Genomic DNA, 16,175 nt, shown 5'->3' with positions numbered 1-16,175 from the left:
AAAAATGAAAAAATTATTAGTCGTACTGCCTTTGGTGTTTGGTCTTAGCGCGTGTGGCACTCCTTCAGTGGAAGATTTAGTCGACGACCCTGAGCTATTAAGCGAAGTGTTAGAAGAGTGCACTGCGAAATTAATGAAAGGCGAAGATGTAAAAACCGAAGAATGCCAAAATGCCACCGAAGCCCAGAAACAAATTTTAAATAATGTTATGAAAGGCTTGCTCGGTAACTAGTACACGGTTAATTAGCGTACGATGGCTAACTGGCGGCGATTAGCGTGTTTTACGCCAAAAAGAAACGCCCAATGATGTGAGTCATTGGGCGTTTTTTTGAATTATCGCCATGCATAGAAACATGGCAAGCAGATGATGTCAGGATTAAAGTTGACTGTTGATAGCGTCGATTAACGTATGAATACGTTCTGCGTTTTTGCCTAAGTCACTTTTACCGACACGAGATTTACTGCGCACATCAAGGAAGCTTTCTTCACCTGTGGTACGAATACGTACTACCACATCGTCTTTAAAGCCAAACCAGGCCGTGGTTTCAGTGGCTTCGATAATGCCTAATGATTTATCGGCGTTCACTAATTCCCAGCCCAAGCTATTGACTGCACTTTCGGTCGCATCAAATAGCTGATCTGTGCTTTGGCTGTATTTTTGGGTTGTCAGTTCTGGATACGCCTCGCGCTGCTGTTTAGCGGTTTCTTCACCGGCATATTCCACCGGGTTAGGCGCATCGGCGCGCAGGGCTACAATCGCAACGAATTTAGGCGGGTTGGTTAAGTCGGTTGAAATATCATGAATAGGTGGGACCGATTTCGCTTTACTCATCATACTCATAGGTAAACCAACGGCGACCAAGGCAAGTACTGCACAGACCGCTACGCCCGCCCAGCTGATATTTTTACGCATAAAAATAATTTGAATTAGGATCAGCACCAATGCAGCGATACCAGCGTATACACCAAAGCGCAGGGCAGCAAAGGCAGTTCCTAATTCTAAAATACCGAATTTGTAGAGAGGGCCAGGTAAGGCGACGAGTAAAATGGCCAGAAAGCTAATTAGGCTAACCAAGGTCTTCATAGGGTGTACTCCATTTTTTGTTATAACTGGTTTTTGTTAAGTCATGATATAGCAACAAACTGATACTATCAGTAACAGTTTTTGGACTTAACTTTCTAATAAATATTAACGTGGATAAATATGCAAAATGAAGTGTGGCTGCGCATGGGCAGCTTTATTCTAGTACTGGCCTTGATGATGATTTGGGAAGCCATGTTGCCTAATCGCACGTCGCCCGTAGCTAGCAGCAGGCGTTGGCTAAGCAATTTTTTCTTGGTCTTTTGTGGTGCGCTTGTGGGCCGGCTTATTGTGCCCGCAGGTTTAGCAGTCGTGGCAATATTGGCTGACAAACATCAGTTTGGGTTACTCAATGTGGTGGCTATGCCTGCTTGGCTGGCTATTGCATTGGCTGTGGTGGCGTTAGATTGTTTGATTTATTGGCAGCATAGGGTGTTTCATCGCGTGCCTATATTGTGGCGTTTGCACCGAGTGCATCATGCTGACCCGCATCTTGATGCCTCAACTGGCCTGCGTTTTCATCCTATTGAGATTGGTTTGAGTATTGGGGTTAAAGCCGTAGGTATTTATTTGCTGGGTGTGCCCATTGAAGCCATTTTAATTTTCGAAATAACACTAAATGCCAGTGCGATTTTCAATCATAGTAATATCAAGCTGCCTAATTGGTTGGAAAAACCATTGCGTAAAATCATAGTCACCCAAGCCATGCATCGTATTCATCACAGCCAAGTCGTGAAAGAAACCGATAGCAACTTTGGTTTTTGTTTATCTGTTTGGGATCGGGTATTTGCGAGTTATACCCATAGGGCTAAAGAAGGGGATGACGGCCTGGTATTGGGCTTAAAAGAGTACAACACAGAAAGCCGCAATACTGGGATTGGCACCGTGCTGTTGATGCCATTTCGAAAAACACCTAAGGTGAAAGAGCCTTAGCATGATTTATTTGGTGGCAACCAAGGTGTTGTAACCAACCCATATGCGTATGGCCGCTGTTAACCAGCAAATCACTGCAAACACACTGGCGATTATCACAAACTGGTTAGGGAATAAGCAAAATAAGCACAGCACTAAAATGGTTTCAAAGCCTTCAGCCAAGCCACCCATATAATGTAAGCTTTTTTGTGGGTAGTTTGGGCTGTCGATACCGTGTTTGCTCGCCATAATGGCAAAGGCCAGAAAGCTGCCTCCTGTTCCCATAAACGACAACATCAAAAAGCTGCCAGCGACTGCGTTCTGAACTGGGTTTGCACAGACAAAAGCAAATACAATGGCTGAATAAAAGATAAAGTCTAAGGTGATGTCTAAAAAGCCGCCGGCATCAGACGGCGAGGTTTCTCTGGCAATTGCACCGTCAAGCCCATCCCCAAGACGGTTTAACAAAATTAAACACAAAGCAAAGGTGTAATGACCATAGATAATTGCCGGCACGGCGAGCATTCCCACAATGAAACCCACAACCGTGACTTTATCGGCGCTCACGCCGCGTTTAATCAGTTGTTTTGCCAGGCCGCACAAGGGCTTTTTCAATACTTTGTTTAATAATGGGTCGAACATAGTTTACCTTAAGTGAAAATTCATGGCTGCTTAACAGCAGTCACCTCAAGTCTAGTATACGTCATTGGCTGGTGTTTAAACCTGCTGAAAATAGTTGGCTAAATCGAGGTGCTGGGCCTGAGATGGAATGTTGTTTAGATCATGGCTGACCATGATGCTGGGTACGCCGCGCTCGTGTAATTGGCTAAAAGCCCATTGGCTGACTTTAGCGCTGGTATCGGGGTCAAGTGCTGCAAATGGTTCGTCCATCAATAGTGCTTGGGGTTGATTCGCCAGTGCACGCACTAAACCCACGCGGGAACGCTCGCCCCCGCTAAGCTGGTGGCTATAATGCTCTGCCACGTAGCCCATATTAATTTTGTTCAGCATTTGCATCGCGGAATCTTTGCGCTGGCGTCTGCTTAGCTTGCTGCCTTGCTCATCTTTCAACCTATGTGGTAGGGCAAAGCAGATATTATCCAGCACGTTTAAATGAGGGAATAAATGCACGTCTTGCATCAGTAGGCCTATACGGCGCTGTTCAATATTGACACCGCTGAGTGGCACACCATTTAACATGATTTCACCGCTGATGTTAGCGTGACGTATGCTATCCCCCAATATCCAATGTAAGAAGGTTGATTTACCCATACCGCTTGGGCCGGTTATGACTAAAAGTTCACCCTTTTCAAGGGTGATATTGGGTAAGGTGATCAGGCACCCTTCAATCTGTATTTGGCAATTATTGATGCTCAGCATCGACACTTCCTCGGGTACGTTGGGCTAAAATACTGGCTACTAAAAAAGCGATAAACGGCAATGCCGCTTGCACGAGTATGTACACAGCCGTGATGCTTTGCTCGTTACCTGATGCGATCGCCACCGCTTCAGTGGTGATGGTGGCAACACGGCCAGCCCCTATCATTAACGTAGGAATGTACTGGGCAATACTGACAGAAAACGCGATGGCAAACGCACTCAACAGAGCGGGGCGAAGAAGCATAAAACGCACTTTCCACCACCTTTGCCAAGGCGAGTAACCAAAACTGGCAGCAACTAATTCGTAGTGCCGGTTGAGGCTTTGAAAAGGACCGCGTAATACCAAATAGCTATAGGCAAAGGTAAATGGCACATGGGACAAGATAATCCAACTACTGTGGTAGCTTGCATTGCTACTGGTATGCACTATTTGCCAGCCGTACACCATGCTCAGTTGTGGTAGTAATATGGCTAGTAACCACAAGTAATCAGGGAAATAACGTTTGTTGTGGCGCTGTAATTCGAGGGCCAACAATGTAACCCCGACCCCTAAAATACTGCTAAAAAAAGCAATGTGTAGGCTGTTAAGCAGTGGTCCTTGCATGAAGAACCACTCATCTTGCCATAAAGAGGTTGACCAATTTGCTGTGTTAAATGTGCTGTGTGTATTCCACCCCAGCGACCAAAGTAAAAAAGTAGCAAGAATGGCTAGGGTTAACAGACTAAAAAAGCCTAACCAGGCGGTGAATACTCCACTGAGCCGGGTAATGTTCAGCGGGTTTGCCATAACAGCTTGGTTTGCTAATTGTTTCGTTACCAATCGTTCGTGAATATAAATACATGCGATTAATACGCCCAGCATAGCAATTAGCAGCAAGTTACCTAAGAACGCAAAGGTTTGTTCGTCAGGGGTGAAACCGGTTTGCCAGTTGTACAACACGACTGCATACAACTCGGGAATATTCGGACCGATTAATAAGCTGATATCCAGCACTGACAAGGTATATGCCATAGCTGCGAGTACGGCTAAGCGAGATTGTTTTAGCACCACAGGAAATACGATCAGCCACCAACTTGCACTTTCACTGTAGCCCAGTGCTCGCCCCTGCAGTAACCACTGTTTAATAGCTAGCTGGCGTCCAATGGCACTGAAAATCAGTAAGAAAAACGGTACTTCCTTGATACTGATGGCCAGTATCATTGTCAGCATACTTTTGCGTGGTAAACCTAGCCATTCAGGCGCAGTTTGGCCGACAAACCCCCACAGGACGCTCCACAGCATTCCCCCTGAACTAAACAAATAAACCAGCCCTAACGCTACGGCTAAATGAGGCAAAGATAAAAGAGGGGCTAGGCGTTTTTCTAATGATTGCCAGCGCCGGTTAAAGCGATATTGGCTATACACCATAAATGCGATATACAGCGCAATAAGAGGCGCAACTAAAGACAACAACAAGGTGCTGGCTACGGAGTATGCAAGGCCGTTATAACCTAAGAAGCGACTGATGGCAGCCCAGTCTAGCTCCGCTGCTGGCCACAAACCGATAACGACACCAAACAAAGGTGCTAAAGCAATGATAGCAACCAACACCCAAGCGGTGCTTTTGAGCCCGAGGTCAATTGCGCTGTATAATTGATTGCTGGGTGAGAGTTGGCTTTTTGCTAACAGGCGGTTATTCACATCAAGCGCCGTACTTTTGTTGCCATGTATCTTCAATCACTTGTTGCCAAGAGCTGTGCAGCTCTTGTTGTGCGGGTAAGGTAGAAGCGGGATCTAATAATGGCGTAATGACAGCAGGGTCGCCCCAACTGCCATCAACCTTATGTTTTTGTGCCAGTTCACTTAATAAGAAGTGGATCACCACTTTTGCCCCAGCAGGGCTTTGAGCCCCCTTAGGGATCGCTAAATTATGGCTGTTGGTAATTGCGCCACCGTCAAAAAATAAACGCTGGGCGTTGCTGGCTATACGCTTTTCGCTCTGCTCTTTTGCCATTTGATTGGGATTAAAGCTAACAGCTAAATCTAGTTGTTGTTGGGTAAATAAGGCGAGTTGTTCTGTGTTTGAACTTGGAAATGCGCTGCCGTTTTGCCAAATTATCGGGTGAAGCTTGTCCAGGTAATGCCAAAGAACAGGAAGTAACTGCTGTTGTGCATTTGGTGTGGCTAAGGCAAACAAGCGCGGGTCGCTATTCGTCAAGGCGACCAAAAGCTGTTTTAAAAAGGTGGTGCCATGAAATTCTGGCGGGCGAGGGTAGCTAATACGCCCCGGGTTACGCTCGGCAGCACTAAGGATATCCGCAGGCGTGATGCTGGTTTGTTCAGGGTTTTTAGCAGAAAACAACGACTGATTAGCGATGAGGTTAAATTGCCCCACACCCCAAGGCACTTCATAACCCTCCATCGGTACGCCAAAATCGTTATGTAATGAAAGTTGCTCTGTGGCTAGTAGGGTAGTATTGGGAATGGCAGATGGTAGCTTACCCAATAATAATTTTTGTGCTTTTAGATAGCTAAAATTCTCGCCGTTAACCCATAACAAATCGATGGCACTTTTACTGCCATCTTCAGCTTTTAAGCGGCTAACGGCTTCACTGATGTCAGCAACTTTCACATGACGCAAGCGCACTTTATATCGGCTGGCGATTTCCCGCGCGGCCCAGCGTAAATAATCATTAACGGGCTTTGAACCGCCCCACGCATAAAAATACACCGTTTGGCCGCGAGCTTCTTTTAAGGTTTGCTGCCATTGTTGAGAGGCTTCAAGCTCGCTAATTGTTTCCTTTAGGGTGCTGTTGCCAAGAGCAACCGGGCTCACACTGAGCACGGATAGCAACACAGCAAATAGCAGAGCAAGGTTTGCCCAGCCAAAGGAGTTAAAGAAACCAATGCGCGACCTAATGTTTGCGTGTTTAGAAGTTTGCCACATCATTTAAACGCCAGTCGTAGTCCTTAAAAGTAATTGGGTAATCGGCACTTTTGAGCAAATTGCGCTGAGCCTGTGCGTTATCGTCACCCTCGACGAGTGCTTCGCTGTAGGTGCTAAGTAAATCAAATAATGAGTGGAAGCCTTGCTGGCCTTTTTCAAAGTCGCCACGATACCATTTAAAAATAGAAGACAAAGACGCTTCACCTTCTTGGCCATTTATCTTTATTTCATTGCGGCTGTTATCTGCTAAAAAGCGCTGCATTTGGCTATCAAGCTGGGTTGTTAATGCACTTGCCACAAATGCTTCATCGCGCAAAGGTGGACATGACACAGCTGCACAAACAAGCGCCGCATGAATACGTGGCTCTTTAAACCATTTGCGCACCATTTCGTGTTCAATGTCATCTAGGTTGTGTTTTTCATTGAATAGCGTGAAAAACTTCTTTTCCCAAGGAGTCGTAAATAAACTGCCTAAGTCACGAATAGAATCAGCATCCCCTTGTTTAAATTCATCCCAGTTATCAGTGATCAGCTTTAGGGTAAACCCATTGTAAGCATTGATAAGAAAGCTAAGTTGTTGCTGCTCGTCCCAGCCGTCAAATTGACTTTTACTCACAGCAGAAAATGCATTTAACGATCTTTGTAAGATATCGCTTTTTACTGACAGCCTTTGATAGTTCACCCGGGTTTGCTTTTTATCAGCGGAGGTTTGCACCACCTGGGTTAACAGCTGATCAAAGTTTGTGTAGCGATGATCAAATTCAGCAGCATGTAAAACAGGTGAAAACAAGGTAATTACCAAGCCACTCACCGTGAGCATGTTTTGTATCAAGCGTTTAACGCGACTTTTTGGCGTTGGCATGACGTTCTCCGTTAGTGTCTTTTGAATTAAAGCGTACTGAGGTAAATACAGTACGCTTTTTGATTTTATAAGCGATTTACAAACAAGCGCTTATTTACGACGCCACGTGTGAAAACGTTCAACGAAGTCGAGCACTTTTTGCGGCGCATGGTCTTTCTTCCAGTTACCGGCAACGTTTTTATTCGCTTCAGCCATGGTAGGGTAAATATGTATCGTGCCCAATATTTTGTTCAAACCAAGACCATGTTTCATGGCAAGTACAAACTCTGCAAGCAGTTCACCAGCATTGGCACCGACTATTGTCGCCCCTAAAATCTTATCTTTACCCGGCTTGGTTAGTACTTTAACAAAGCCCCGAGCGTGATCGTCTGCTAATGCGCGGTCAAGGCCGCCTATATCGTAACGCGTTACCTCAAAATCGATACCTTGTTGTTTGGCTGACATTTCGTTTAATCCAACGGTGGCAATTTCAGGCTCAGCAAAGGTTGCCCAAGGGATAACGCTATAGTCGACTTTAAAGGTTTTAAACGGTCTAAATAACGCATTAACTGCGGCGTACCAAGCTTGGTGGCTCGCTGTGTGGGTAAATTGATAAGGCCCAGCCACATCACCCGCCGCCAATATATTCGGATACTTGGTTTGTAAAAAGTCATTGGTGATAACGGTGCGGTCGGTCTCTATGCCGAGGTCTTCTAAACCAAAGCCTGTTAGGTTCGCTTGGCGACCCACAGCAACCAAAATCTTGTCAAACGGGATGCGCTCTTCTTTGCCTTCAAACTCTACGACTAACACATTGCCTTCGCTGGTGGTTTCAACCGCCATAGCGCTGGTGTTTAGGCGTAAATCAATGCCGTCTTTTTCAAGTTGAGTTTGCAAGTGCTTGGCTGCATCGGGATCTTCCTTACTCAGAACTTGATCGCCGCGCTCAATTTGCGTGACATGGGTGCCTAAGCGACCAAACGCTTGAGACAACTCACAACCAATGGGGCCACCACCTAGCACTATCATGCGTTTGGGCTGCTCAGTGATTTCCCAAAGGTTATCTGCGGTTAAATAGTCGATGTCTTTTAAGCCTGGGATATCAGGTACAAAAGCACGCGCACCCGTTGCAATAACGATATTACGTGTGGTTAATGACTCAACACCATTTTCGGTTTGTATATCCACCTGCCAAGGTGAAACGATAGTCGCATTACCTATGCTAACGTTTACCCCGAGTGACTCATAACGCTCAACGGAGTCATGGGGTTCAATGGATTTAATAACACTGTGAACCTTATTCATTACCGCTTTAAAATCAATTTTTGGTGCTTCATAGGTCACACCGGCGTTTTGCGAAGTGTGATGTATGTGCGCAAGTTTACTGGCGTGCAATATACTTTTTGATGGAACGCAGCCGGTGTTTAAGCAATCGCCGCCCATTTTGTGACGTTCTACCAAGGTCACTTTAGACTTAATGGCGGCTGCGATATAGGCAGTAACCAAACCTGCTGAGCCTGCACCGATAACCACTAGGTTACGGTCAAATTTCTTTGGTTTTTTCCAGCCTTTATACACACGGCGCTGTTGCAGTGCGCTTAAGATAAACTTAGCCAAAATAGGGAATATACCTAACAGTACAAATGAAAGGATAAGGTCGGTTGAGATAATGTCTGATAGTTGATTGATTTCTACCAATTGGGTACCAGCGTTCACGTAAACGGCTGTGCCGATTAACATACCTAACTGGCTAACCCAGTAGTAAGTCCAAGTTTTTATACTTGTGACACCCATCACTAAATTAATGATAAAGAAAGGGAAAATGGGCACCAAACGCAAGCTTAGTAGGTAAAATGCACCGTCTTTTTCTACGCCTTTGTCGATAGACTCGAGTTTTTTAGAAAAGGTGTTTTTCACCCAATCGCGCAATAAAAAGCGCGACGCCAAAAATGCCAATGTTGCGCCAATACTTGAAGCGAAAGACGCCAATAATAAGCCCCAGCCGAAACCGAATAACGCTCCTGCTCCTAAGGTTAAAATAGCCGCACCTGGCACGCTAAGCGCGGTGGCAGCTGCATAAATAACTAAATACCCTATAAAGGCTATTAGCCAGTTTGCCTCTATATACTGAGCTAAATCTTGTTGATTACTTTTGAGGCTTTCTAGCGTGAGATACTGATTGAGGTCGAGCACAAAGAAGCTAGCAATAAGCGCTACGATGATGGCGACTAGGATAATACGTTTACTGTTCATGATAGGCTGATTCCTTAGAGAGCTAGGCCTTAAAGTTGTAGGTATACGTTAACTGAACATTTCGTGGCAGTTCAGGAAACACTAATGTAGAGCCGAAATAACCGCCCTCAAATACGGGGCGCCAGTTGTTTTCGTCAGTTAAGTTGTGAACTTCTAGGCGTAAGCTCGATTGCTCGGTAAGGGCAACATTGGTGTTGATATTAATGGTAATTTGATCGCGGATTAACACGGTTGCTAAGTAGTCCAAGGGATAACTTTTTGTGTAAATGGCTGAGCCCGATACATCCCAATTATCAAATATTTGATAGCCTGCGCTGGCTGAAACTGTTTGTTCTGGTATGCCCTGTACTCGCTGATTCGATGGCGCGAAACCAGCAAAATTGGGGGCACCAATACCCGTACCTTGAATGATATCAGGGCGCGAGTTATCAAATGCGTCGGCCACTTGTTGTGAGTCTTGGGCGCTGGCCGAGTCATCGTAGCGCGCATCTAAATAGCTGTAACCAATATTTGCCCACACGTTGCTACCTTGATAAAACATTTGGGCCTCAAACCCCTTGGCAATAATACCTGTGTTGCTACCATCGCGATTACGTAAACTGCGGGTTTGCTCAAATACAGAGGCGTCAGCATACCAAGGTGAATCTGCCGGTGAATATTTAACACCGAGTTCGAATAGCTCATTCTCAGTCGCAAAATTCAGTGGGTTTATTTTGTTGTCGGCACCTAAAACGGTACCGCCGCCCATACTGTTAGACGTAGCTTCGCTATAACTGTAAGTAGCGTAAGATACGAAATCGTTAGTCATTTTAAAGCGAGCACTAGCAGAGCCTGAGTACAACCATTTGCTGAAGCTATCTTGTGCAGCAATTTGCCCAGCAGGTGGTAAAGCATCCCGGGCGGTTACATCATAATGATCGGCTCGAAGGCCAATGGTGGTGCTAAATCTGTTTGTCCAGTCACTGTCTTGTTCGGCAAACAAACCCGTTTGCCAAGTAGTGGAGTCTGTGGTGTCTGACAGCGAAAAGTCATTGTTGCCATCTCCGTCAACGTCGTAATTAGCGCCAGGAGAAACAAATACCCCGGGGCGAAGCTCGACTAAACGCGCTTGTTGAGCTTGGGTGAGAGGGATACGGCGTTGTTCTATGCTGCCCAGTAAATCGATGGGTAAGTCAGCTTCTGTGGTGAATTGGCTATAGCCGAGCACATCGTTATAACGAATATCGACTCCCCATGTTGTTTGTTGGGCGCCAGACCATGTTGAGTTGATTTCAAGGCGGTTTTGCGCGGTTTTCGCTCCATCGATGATTTCAACAAAACTATTTTGGGTGATTTCTTCTCGGTTTAAATACTGAAAATAACTGCGGTTAGTTAACGTGTGCACCGCATTGAGTTGACGCTCGTAAGTGCTATGCAATACGTAAGTTTGCGCATTGTTGATGTTATCTGGGTCAGTTAATACTGTACTGCGGGGAATGCGTACTTCACCAGTTGGTGATACCACAGCAAAAGCACCTGGCACTTGTGACCCATTGGGTTGTACGCCTTGACCGGTAATGTATAAACCATTATCGATAAGGTTTTGTGTTGGGCGGTTAATACCTGCGTTGTCGGTAAAATCTACGTCGTAATACTCAAAGCTGATGTTCCAGCTTGATTTGTCGTCTGGTAATAGCGTGTAGGCAATGAATAAGTCTTCACTTTGGTATTCGGTGAAATCATAGTAACTGTCGTTATCTATGTATTCGGCGCTCACCCGAATACCACTTTTACCTTCTTCTATGGCTGTGTTCACATCCACTTGGCCGCGATAATGCTCCCAGCTACCCGCGCTGGCTTGAAGCTTTACATCTGTACCAGACAAAGTAGCGGTTTTATTATTGAGATTGACAAAACCTCCGTTACGTTGCGTTGTACCGAGTATGACCGAAGGCGCTCCTTTGACTACGTCAATTTGCCCGACACTGTTAAATGACAGCGGGATCCCAAAACCATTGTTGCCTGCCTGGCGGCGCATACCTTGCTGAAATAATTCACCTAACTGACCACGAATAGTTGGCAGGCTAGGCGCGCCAAAGCCACTGGCAGAATAAGTGTTTGGCACTAAGGCCAGAACGTCCTGTAGATCATCAATGGATAACTGCTCTAACATGTCGCTGGAAATTGACGTTAGGGTACGGGCAATGTCCGTCAAACTTTTATCTTTACCAAATGGACCATCGATAATGGCATTTTTGGGTGACATAACCAGAGCTGGCTGAGCTGAGCCTGTAACGGTGACGTGCTCTAAGTTGTTGTCCTGAAGAGCTTCTTGCTCAGCAGAGCGAGTCTTCTCTTGGGCGCTCACAGTGAATGCCATCGCTACGCTAGCGCTAACAAATAAACTGTGGGATAAAGTCGACATGTTTTTTTCCTTTTAAAATGATTCTGTCCCAAGAGACCTATCGGCTGCGATTTTTATTGCACTAACTTTCTAAGCAATTCGCTTATTTTAGTTCGAAACGTTATATATCTCTTACGCGTAATAACGCGAATAGTTTATTTTTGTGCTGCTATGTTGGCTGGTAATTGACTTTTTATAGGGCTATTCAGACCTACAATATAAATTAAAAATCATAATAAACAATGTGTTATAGGCTTTACGCTTTTACCGTACAATACCCTATGATGCAGTTCTATAGGATTGGGCTACACCTGACTCTGTAGGCATGCATAAATATATTATCGCCAATAGAAGAATAGCTGTATTGAAGATGAGTCATATTGTGAGCGTCATGGATAAAGACAGTCGTTACTATTTAGCGGGCTTTTTGAACGCCTGTGTAATGGCAAGTTTGATGCCTGTGCTGTCTTTGTATGCTTACCGTTATCTGGATGCAACGGCCAGCGAGTTAAGCGCGTTATTAGGAGGATACGCCCTCAGTAGCATTGCCTATGCTTTTATCATTGCACGTATTGTAGAGCGCGTAGGCAAGCATAAAGTCGGGTTGTTCGCTATTAGCTTTATAGCGTGTGGTGCTTTATTAGTATTAGCCAATACGCAAAACTACACATTGTCGTGTATTGTGATGCTGCTACTGTTTGCTCCATTTCACGCCTCAACCTCATTATTGATGGGGGTCGCTTTTCGTTATTTTTCAAGTGAAAAAATCAATCGAGTCAATGCGCGCTTGATGGCAACCGTCAGTGCTGCTTGGGTGGTGTGCCCAGGGATTGCGTTTTATCTCGTCGAATATGTTGGGTTTAGCTGGTTTTTTTATTTACTTGGCGCATTATTACCCCTACTAGCAGGCATATTTTTGATTCTGCCCACAGGTAATACGTCAACTTTGCCTGCTGGGCCGCACAAGAATAATGTGGTTGAAAAACAATACATGACTATTGCACCGGATGATGTGAACAGAACCTTACAGCGCGTGGGAGAGTGGCATCAGTATCGGCACCTCGTTGCGCCAGCGTTGTTTTTTGCTGTGGTTAGTTTTGCCATCACCCTATATCAGCACTTGTTGCCTGTATATTTTGTAGAGCAGTCGTTACCAGTCAGTTTAGTCGGTACACTTTTTATGACGGCCGCCGTAATGGAAGTGGCGCTTATCGTGCGCTGCGTTAATTTACTGTCACGGTTTTCTTACCATCAGCTTTTTATGGCTGCAAGCGCCTGTGGCATCGTCTTTTTTATTTTATTGCCGTTTAATCAGAGCATGCTTTACTTGTTTGCTTTACAGGCGCTCAAAGCAATCATGTACGGCTTTATGGCGGGGCTGGGGGTTAATTTATTACAAGGGCTGTTACCGAGCCAACCGACCTTTGGTGCCACGCTATATCAAAATGCATTTGCTTTTGGCATGTTGTTGGCGGGTTTTGTCACCGGCGCGGTTGTCGAATACTTACCAGCTGCTCAACTCTTCGGACTTAGCGCGTTTTTAATGCTGGTGGCTGTGTTGATTCTGCTACTGGCCAAACGCGCTTTTGGTGTTCCTTCACAAAGCTAACCGCATCTTTACAGGCTGGTACTAATCCTATTTCGCCCTTCAGATTTAGCCCGATATAGTGCGGTATCGGCTGCGCAAATAAGTGCTTCAGATGTGCGGTATCGTCCGCCTAGTTCTGTTGCTATACCCTGGCTAACACTTACTCTGAAGGTTGATGGTAGCCCTAATTCGCTAAACTTGAGGATGTTAATTTGGTTTTGAATATCCTTAGCGACGATCTCAGCACTCACAGAAGGCAGGCGAGGTAGGATTACGGCAAACTCTTCACCGCCGTAGCGAGCAGCCATGCAGTCGTTAGCTGGTAAGCATTGCTCAATGGTTTTCGCTATTTTCTGCAAGCACTTGTCACCATTGATATGACCGAACTGATCGTTAAACAGCTTAAAATAGTCTACGTCGATAAGAATAAGGCTAATGGCTTGCTCTGTGTTTAAGCACTCAAGCCAGCTTTTTTGTAAGGTTTTTTCTAGATTATGTCGATTAGCTAACCCAGTTAGATGATCAGTAGAGGCAAGTCTACGTAACTCCCCATACTCAGACTTGTGTTTAGTCAAACTGTGCATGACACCGACATAAAAAGGAGATGATTCGGTGATAGAAGCAGGCAAACACGAAACTGACAAATCAACTTCTAACCATGTTCGATCAGTGCGTTCGACTAAAACTTCCTTAGGGCCGTGACTCAAAGGTAAGTCTATATTCTGGTTCCAGTTTAGAAAAAGGTATTCATACTGTTCGCGATAACGTTCGTGCAAAAAGGTAAACCATTTTTGACCTATTAAGGCCTCTTGGGGGGCGCCAAAAAACTTTGCGGCCAAAGGGTTTATCATCTCAATAACCCCTTCATCATTGACGATAAAGATCGCTTCAGCAATAACGTTTGCCATTCTACTGAAGGCATTCATTTTTTCGTTTACCAGTGGTAGTGAGAAGGTGTCTAACAGCGACGGTGATTTAGCATTTTTTTCGTTATGTTTATTTGAGTTTGCCATCTTGCTTCCGTTCCAACTATCTAGGTTGATATGCGATGGATAAACTGTATTAAACTAATGTCTATAATACCTTCTGCTAACCTTCTGCTTTTATCTTATTGTTTTAATTGAAGTTTATAAGGTGGTAAATTGTTGCTTTTCCTTTTCTTCTTTAAAGTGGAATCATGGGATTTGCTTTGTTCTTGTTCTAAAGAGACGGGCAATAGCAGTTTTATTAGGGATAAAATAAAACACGCGCTTTAGATAGCGCATGAACAGCTCATAGAACGGGCATAAATGGGGGGGCAAAGCAAAGAGGCACCCGAAGCATATGTGCTTTGGGTGCGGGGACGTATAATAAAGTTAGGCTAAACCGGCATGTAAAATAGGTAACCCTTATTGCAATCTGTGATTACGCTGACGCATAGAAGTAAGACTGAAATAACACTTCAACGCGTATGCACTGACGATCGGCACACATATCACGCTGGCCACCGTAAATAGAATGTCTCCTACTGGGCCAAAAAATATGCTTTGGCTTACGTAGCCTAAAGCGCAAAGTAGGGCGATGTGTAAAAGTAAAAATGTTTTCATGTTAGTTCCTTGTATGTCGTTAATATGGCCGAGAGTAAATGCCAATTAATGACTCAATACTGAATGCTGGGTTAATCGACGTTAACACTGTACGTCTGGGAGAGATTTTTAACCTTCTGCTATTCTTCTGATTTTAACTGATTGAATTTATAGATAAAAAAACGAGTCTTCCGAGTGCTTCCCGAGCAAGTAAGAAAACATGAACAGCCTTGAGCGTTGAAAAAAGCCTTTGAGCGTGGGAAAAGCCATGAGCGTAATAAAGAGCCCTGAGCGTGGGAAAAGCCTTGAGCGTACTAAAAAGCCCTGAGCCTAATAAGGGAGCCTAAGCGCAATATCGAGCTCGAGTGATATAAAGTAGATTGAACATCATAGATAAGCCATAACGTTATAAAGAAGGCTGGGCGTTATAAAGAGCTGGCGACATCGTAAACGAACAACCAGGTTCTACATTCGCTTAACTGCTTCCCACTATTTATAAGGGAACACCCATTACTACATAACGACAGCACAATGAAAATAAGCTGGATGCATTCTGACGGGGCACATTATTAATGCGGATTGGTGTGCGCATACCTTGTTTCGGCGTTTTGTTCACTTATGCTAGTTCTAAAAAGAGTTAACTTTCTTGGAAGTGGAAGTGGAAGTGGAAGTGGAAGTGGAAGTGGAAGTGGAAGTGGAAGTGGCAATAGGACCTAGTGATCGAAATGTAACGGTAAGAAAGGTAAATCTCGGCGCTTACTTTCTACCATCTTTTACTAGAAGCAGAGCTTGCACTACTTAAGGCGCGTGTTGATCTAATAAAAAGAAGCACGGGATCGCCGCATAGCGACTATTTCATATCTCTTTTTGTTGTAAAAACCAACAGATAGCCTGTATTTACGGCGGGTTGTTCATAAAGTGTTCGGTTAAACCTTTTTTTGCAATAAACGCTTGCGATCAGAAATGGGATCTCTATAATGCGCATCTCGCTTCGGGACAGCCGCTAAAACAGCTGCACTGACACTGGTTTTACCAGGTGATTCAAGACTTTTTAAAAGTGTTTAATCAGCGTGATGCAAGGCGGTTTGATTTGCTTTTGTCGGTTTTAGATTCACTTCAAAAATTGATGGAAATTAAATAAAAATAACACCTTGACATCGAAGATTGAGAGCGTATTATACGCCTCCCGCTTAAGAGGGTCTACGGACAACATCTTAAGCCGCTTCTAAGGAAGCACGCTGTTTT

13 protein-coding genes are annotated in these 16,175 nt (G+C 44.7%); 3 read left to right on the top strand and 10 right to left on the bottom strand.

Annotated elements, in window-relative coordinates:
• Positions 1 to 4 precede the first annotated feature (4 nt).
• Positions 5 to 232: an EexN family lipoprotein gene (locus tag GCHA_RS01335; RefSeq protein ID WP_007984222.1), complete on the top strand. Its 228-nt coding sequence runs from the start codon at positions 5 to 7 to the stop codon at positions 230 to 232.
• Between the two features lie 144 nt (positions 233 to 376).
• Here GCHA_RS01335 and GCHA_RS01330 read toward each other — a convergent pair whose 3' ends face one another.
• Positions 377 to 1,084 (bottom strand): DUF1499 domain-containing protein, encoded by a 708-nt coding sequence (locus tag GCHA_RS01330; RefSeq protein WP_007984220.1) that lies wholly within the window; start codon positions 1,082 to 1,084, stop codon positions 377 to 379.
• A 120-nt stretch (positions 1,085 to 1,204) separates the two neighbouring features.
• On the opposite strand from GCHA_RS01330, the gene GCHA_RS01325 reads away from it, so the two are divergent.
• Positions 1,205 to 2,014, top strand: coding sequence for a sterol desaturase family protein (locus tag GCHA_RS01325; RefSeq protein ID WP_007984217.1), 810 nt, complete (start codon positions 1,205 to 1,207; stop codon positions 2,012 to 2,014).
• Between the two features lie 6 nt (positions 2,015 to 2,020).
• On the opposite strand, the gene GCHA_RS01320 is transcribed toward GCHA_RS01325, so the two are convergent.
• From GCHA_RS01320 to GCHA_RS01290, 7 genes are all read right to left on the bottom strand, one after another.
• Positions 2,021 to 2,635, bottom strand: coding sequence for a CDP-alcohol phosphatidyltransferase family protein (locus GCHA_RS01320; RefSeq protein ID WP_007984215.1), 615 nt, complete (start codon positions 2,633 to 2,635; stop codon positions 2,021 to 2,023).
• A gap of 75 nt (positions 2,636 to 2,710) precedes the next feature.
• Positions 2,711 to 3,373: an ATP-binding cassette domain-containing protein gene (locus GCHA_RS01315; protein ID WP_007984213.1), complete on the bottom strand. Its 663-nt coding sequence runs from the start codon at positions 3,371 to 3,373 to the stop codon at positions 2,711 to 2,713.
• Positions 3,357 to 5,054 carry an ABC transporter permease subunit gene (locus GCHA_RS01310; protein ID WP_007984210.1) on the bottom strand — a complete coding sequence of 566 codons (1,698 nt, stop codon included), beginning with the start codon at positions 5,052 to 5,054 and terminating at the stop codon, positions 3,357 to 3,359. The genes GCHA_RS01315 and GCHA_RS01310 overlap by 17 nt, the downstream gene beginning before the upstream one ends.
• 1 nt (position 5,055) lies before the next feature.
• On the bottom strand, positions 5,056 to 6,300 hold the full coding sequence (locus GCHA_RS01305; protein ID WP_007984209.1) for an ABC transporter substrate-binding protein: 1,245 nt from the start codon (positions 6,298 to 6,300) through the stop codon (positions 5,056 to 5,058).
• A complete protein-coding gene (locus GCHA_RS01300) occupies positions 6,284 to 7,162 on the bottom strand; it encodes a DUF547 domain-containing protein (RefSeq protein WP_007984208.1) in 879 nt (292 codons plus the stop codon). Before GCHA_RS01300 ends, GCHA_RS01305 begins: the two co-directional genes overlap by 17 nt.
• Before the next feature lie 90 nt (positions 7,163 to 7,252).
• Positions 7,253 to 9,394, bottom strand: a complete 2,142-nt coding sequence (locus GCHA_RS01295; protein WP_007984207.1) for a dihydrolipoyl dehydrogenase family protein — start codon at positions 9,392 to 9,394, stop codon at positions 7,253 to 7,255.
• Positions 9,395 to 9,416: 22 nt separating this feature from the next.
• The gene (locus tag GCHA_RS01290) at positions 9,417 to 11,798 is read right to left on the bottom strand and encodes a TonB-dependent receptor (RefSeq protein ID WP_007984206.1); all 2,382 of its coding nucleotides are present in this window, start codon (positions 11,796 to 11,798) and stop codon (positions 9,417 to 9,419) included.
• A gap of 370 nt (positions 11,799 to 12,168) precedes the next feature.
• Here GCHA_RS01290 and GCHA_RS01285 point away from each other — a divergent pair, with 370 nt between their 5' ends.
• Positions 12,169 to 13,386, top strand: a complete 1,218-nt coding sequence (locus tag GCHA_RS01285) for an MFS transporter (RefSeq protein WP_007984205.1) — start codon at positions 12,169 to 12,171, stop codon at positions 13,384 to 13,386.
• 8 nt (positions 13,387 to 13,394) lie between these two features.
• Here GCHA_RS01285 and GCHA_RS01280 read toward each other — a convergent pair whose 3' ends face one another.
• Both GCHA_RS01280 and GCHA_RS01275 read right to left on the bottom strand, forming a co-directional pair.
• Positions 13,395 to 14,378: a GGDEF domain-containing protein gene (locus GCHA_RS01280; protein ID WP_007984204.1), complete on the bottom strand. Its 984-nt coding sequence runs from the start codon at positions 14,376 to 14,378 to the stop codon at positions 13,395 to 13,397.
• Positions 14,379 to 14,753: 375 nt separating this feature from the next.
• Positions 14,754 to 14,951 carry a hypothetical protein gene (locus GCHA_RS01275; protein ID WP_007984203.1) on the bottom strand — a complete coding sequence of 66 codons (198 nt, stop codon included), beginning with the start codon at positions 14,949 to 14,951 and terminating at the stop codon, positions 14,754 to 14,756.
• Positions 14,952 to 16,175: the final 1,224 nt, after the last annotated feature.

The sequence above is a fragment of the Paraglaciecola chathamensis S18K6 genome, from assembly GCA_000314955.1.
GTDB classification, from domain to species: Bacteria; Pseudomonadota; Gammaproteobacteria; order Enterobacterales; family Alteromonadaceae; genus Paraglaciecola; species Paraglaciecola chathamensis.
The sequence above is the reverse complement of the archived record's forward strand: the minus strand, read 5'-3'. Positions and strand labels throughout refer to the sequence as shown.

Excerpts from the sequence above, each read along its gene's own strand:
- GCHA_RS01295 (WP_007984207.1), bottom strand. The coding sequence starts at position 9,394 with ATGAACAGTAAACGTATTATCCTAGTCGCCATCATCGTAGCGCTTATT.
- GCHA_RS01320 (WP_007984215.1), bottom strand. The coding sequence starts at position 2,635 with ATGTTCGACCCATTATTAAACAAAGTATTGAAAAAGCCCTTGTGCGGC.
- GCHA_RS01315 (WP_007984213.1), bottom strand. The coding sequence starts at position 3,373 with ATGCTGAGCATCAATAATTGCCAAATACAGATTGAAGGGTGCCTGATC.
- GCHA_RS01275 (WP_007984203.1), bottom strand. The coding sequence starts at position 14,951 with ATGAAAACATTTTTACTTTTACACATCGCCCTACTTTGCGCTTTAGGC.
- GCHA_RS01325 (WP_007984217.1), top strand. The coding sequence starts at position 1,205 with ATGCAAAATGAAGTGTGGCTGCGCATGGGCAGCTTTATTCTAGTACTG.
- GCHA_RS01280 (WP_007984204.1), bottom strand. The coding sequence starts at position 14,378 with ATGGCAAACTCAAATAAACATAACGAAAAAAATGCTAAATCACCGTCG.
- GCHA_RS01300 (WP_007984208.1), bottom strand. The coding sequence starts at position 7,162 with ATGCCAACGCCAAAAAGTCGCGTTAAACGCTTGATACAAAACATGCTC.
- GCHA_RS01290 (WP_007984206.1), bottom strand. The coding sequence starts at position 11,798 with ATGTCGACTTTATCCCACAGTTTATTTGTTAGCGCTAGCGTAGCGATG.
- GCHA_RS01305 (WP_007984209.1), bottom strand. The coding sequence starts at position 6,300 with ATGTGGCAAACTTCTAAACACGCAAACATTAGGTCGCGCATTGGTTTC.
- GCHA_RS01285 (WP_007984205.1), top strand. The coding sequence starts at position 12,169 with ATGGATAAAGACAGTCGTTACTATTTAGCGGGCTTTTTGAACGCCTGT.
- GCHA_RS01330 (WP_007984220.1), bottom strand. The coding sequence starts at position 1,084 with ATGAAGACCTTGGTTAGCCTAATTAGCTTTCTGGCCATTTTACTCGTC.
- GCHA_RS01335 (WP_007984222.1), top strand. The coding sequence starts at position 5 with ATGAAAAAATTATTAGTCGTACTGCCTTTGGTGTTTGGTCTTAGCGCG.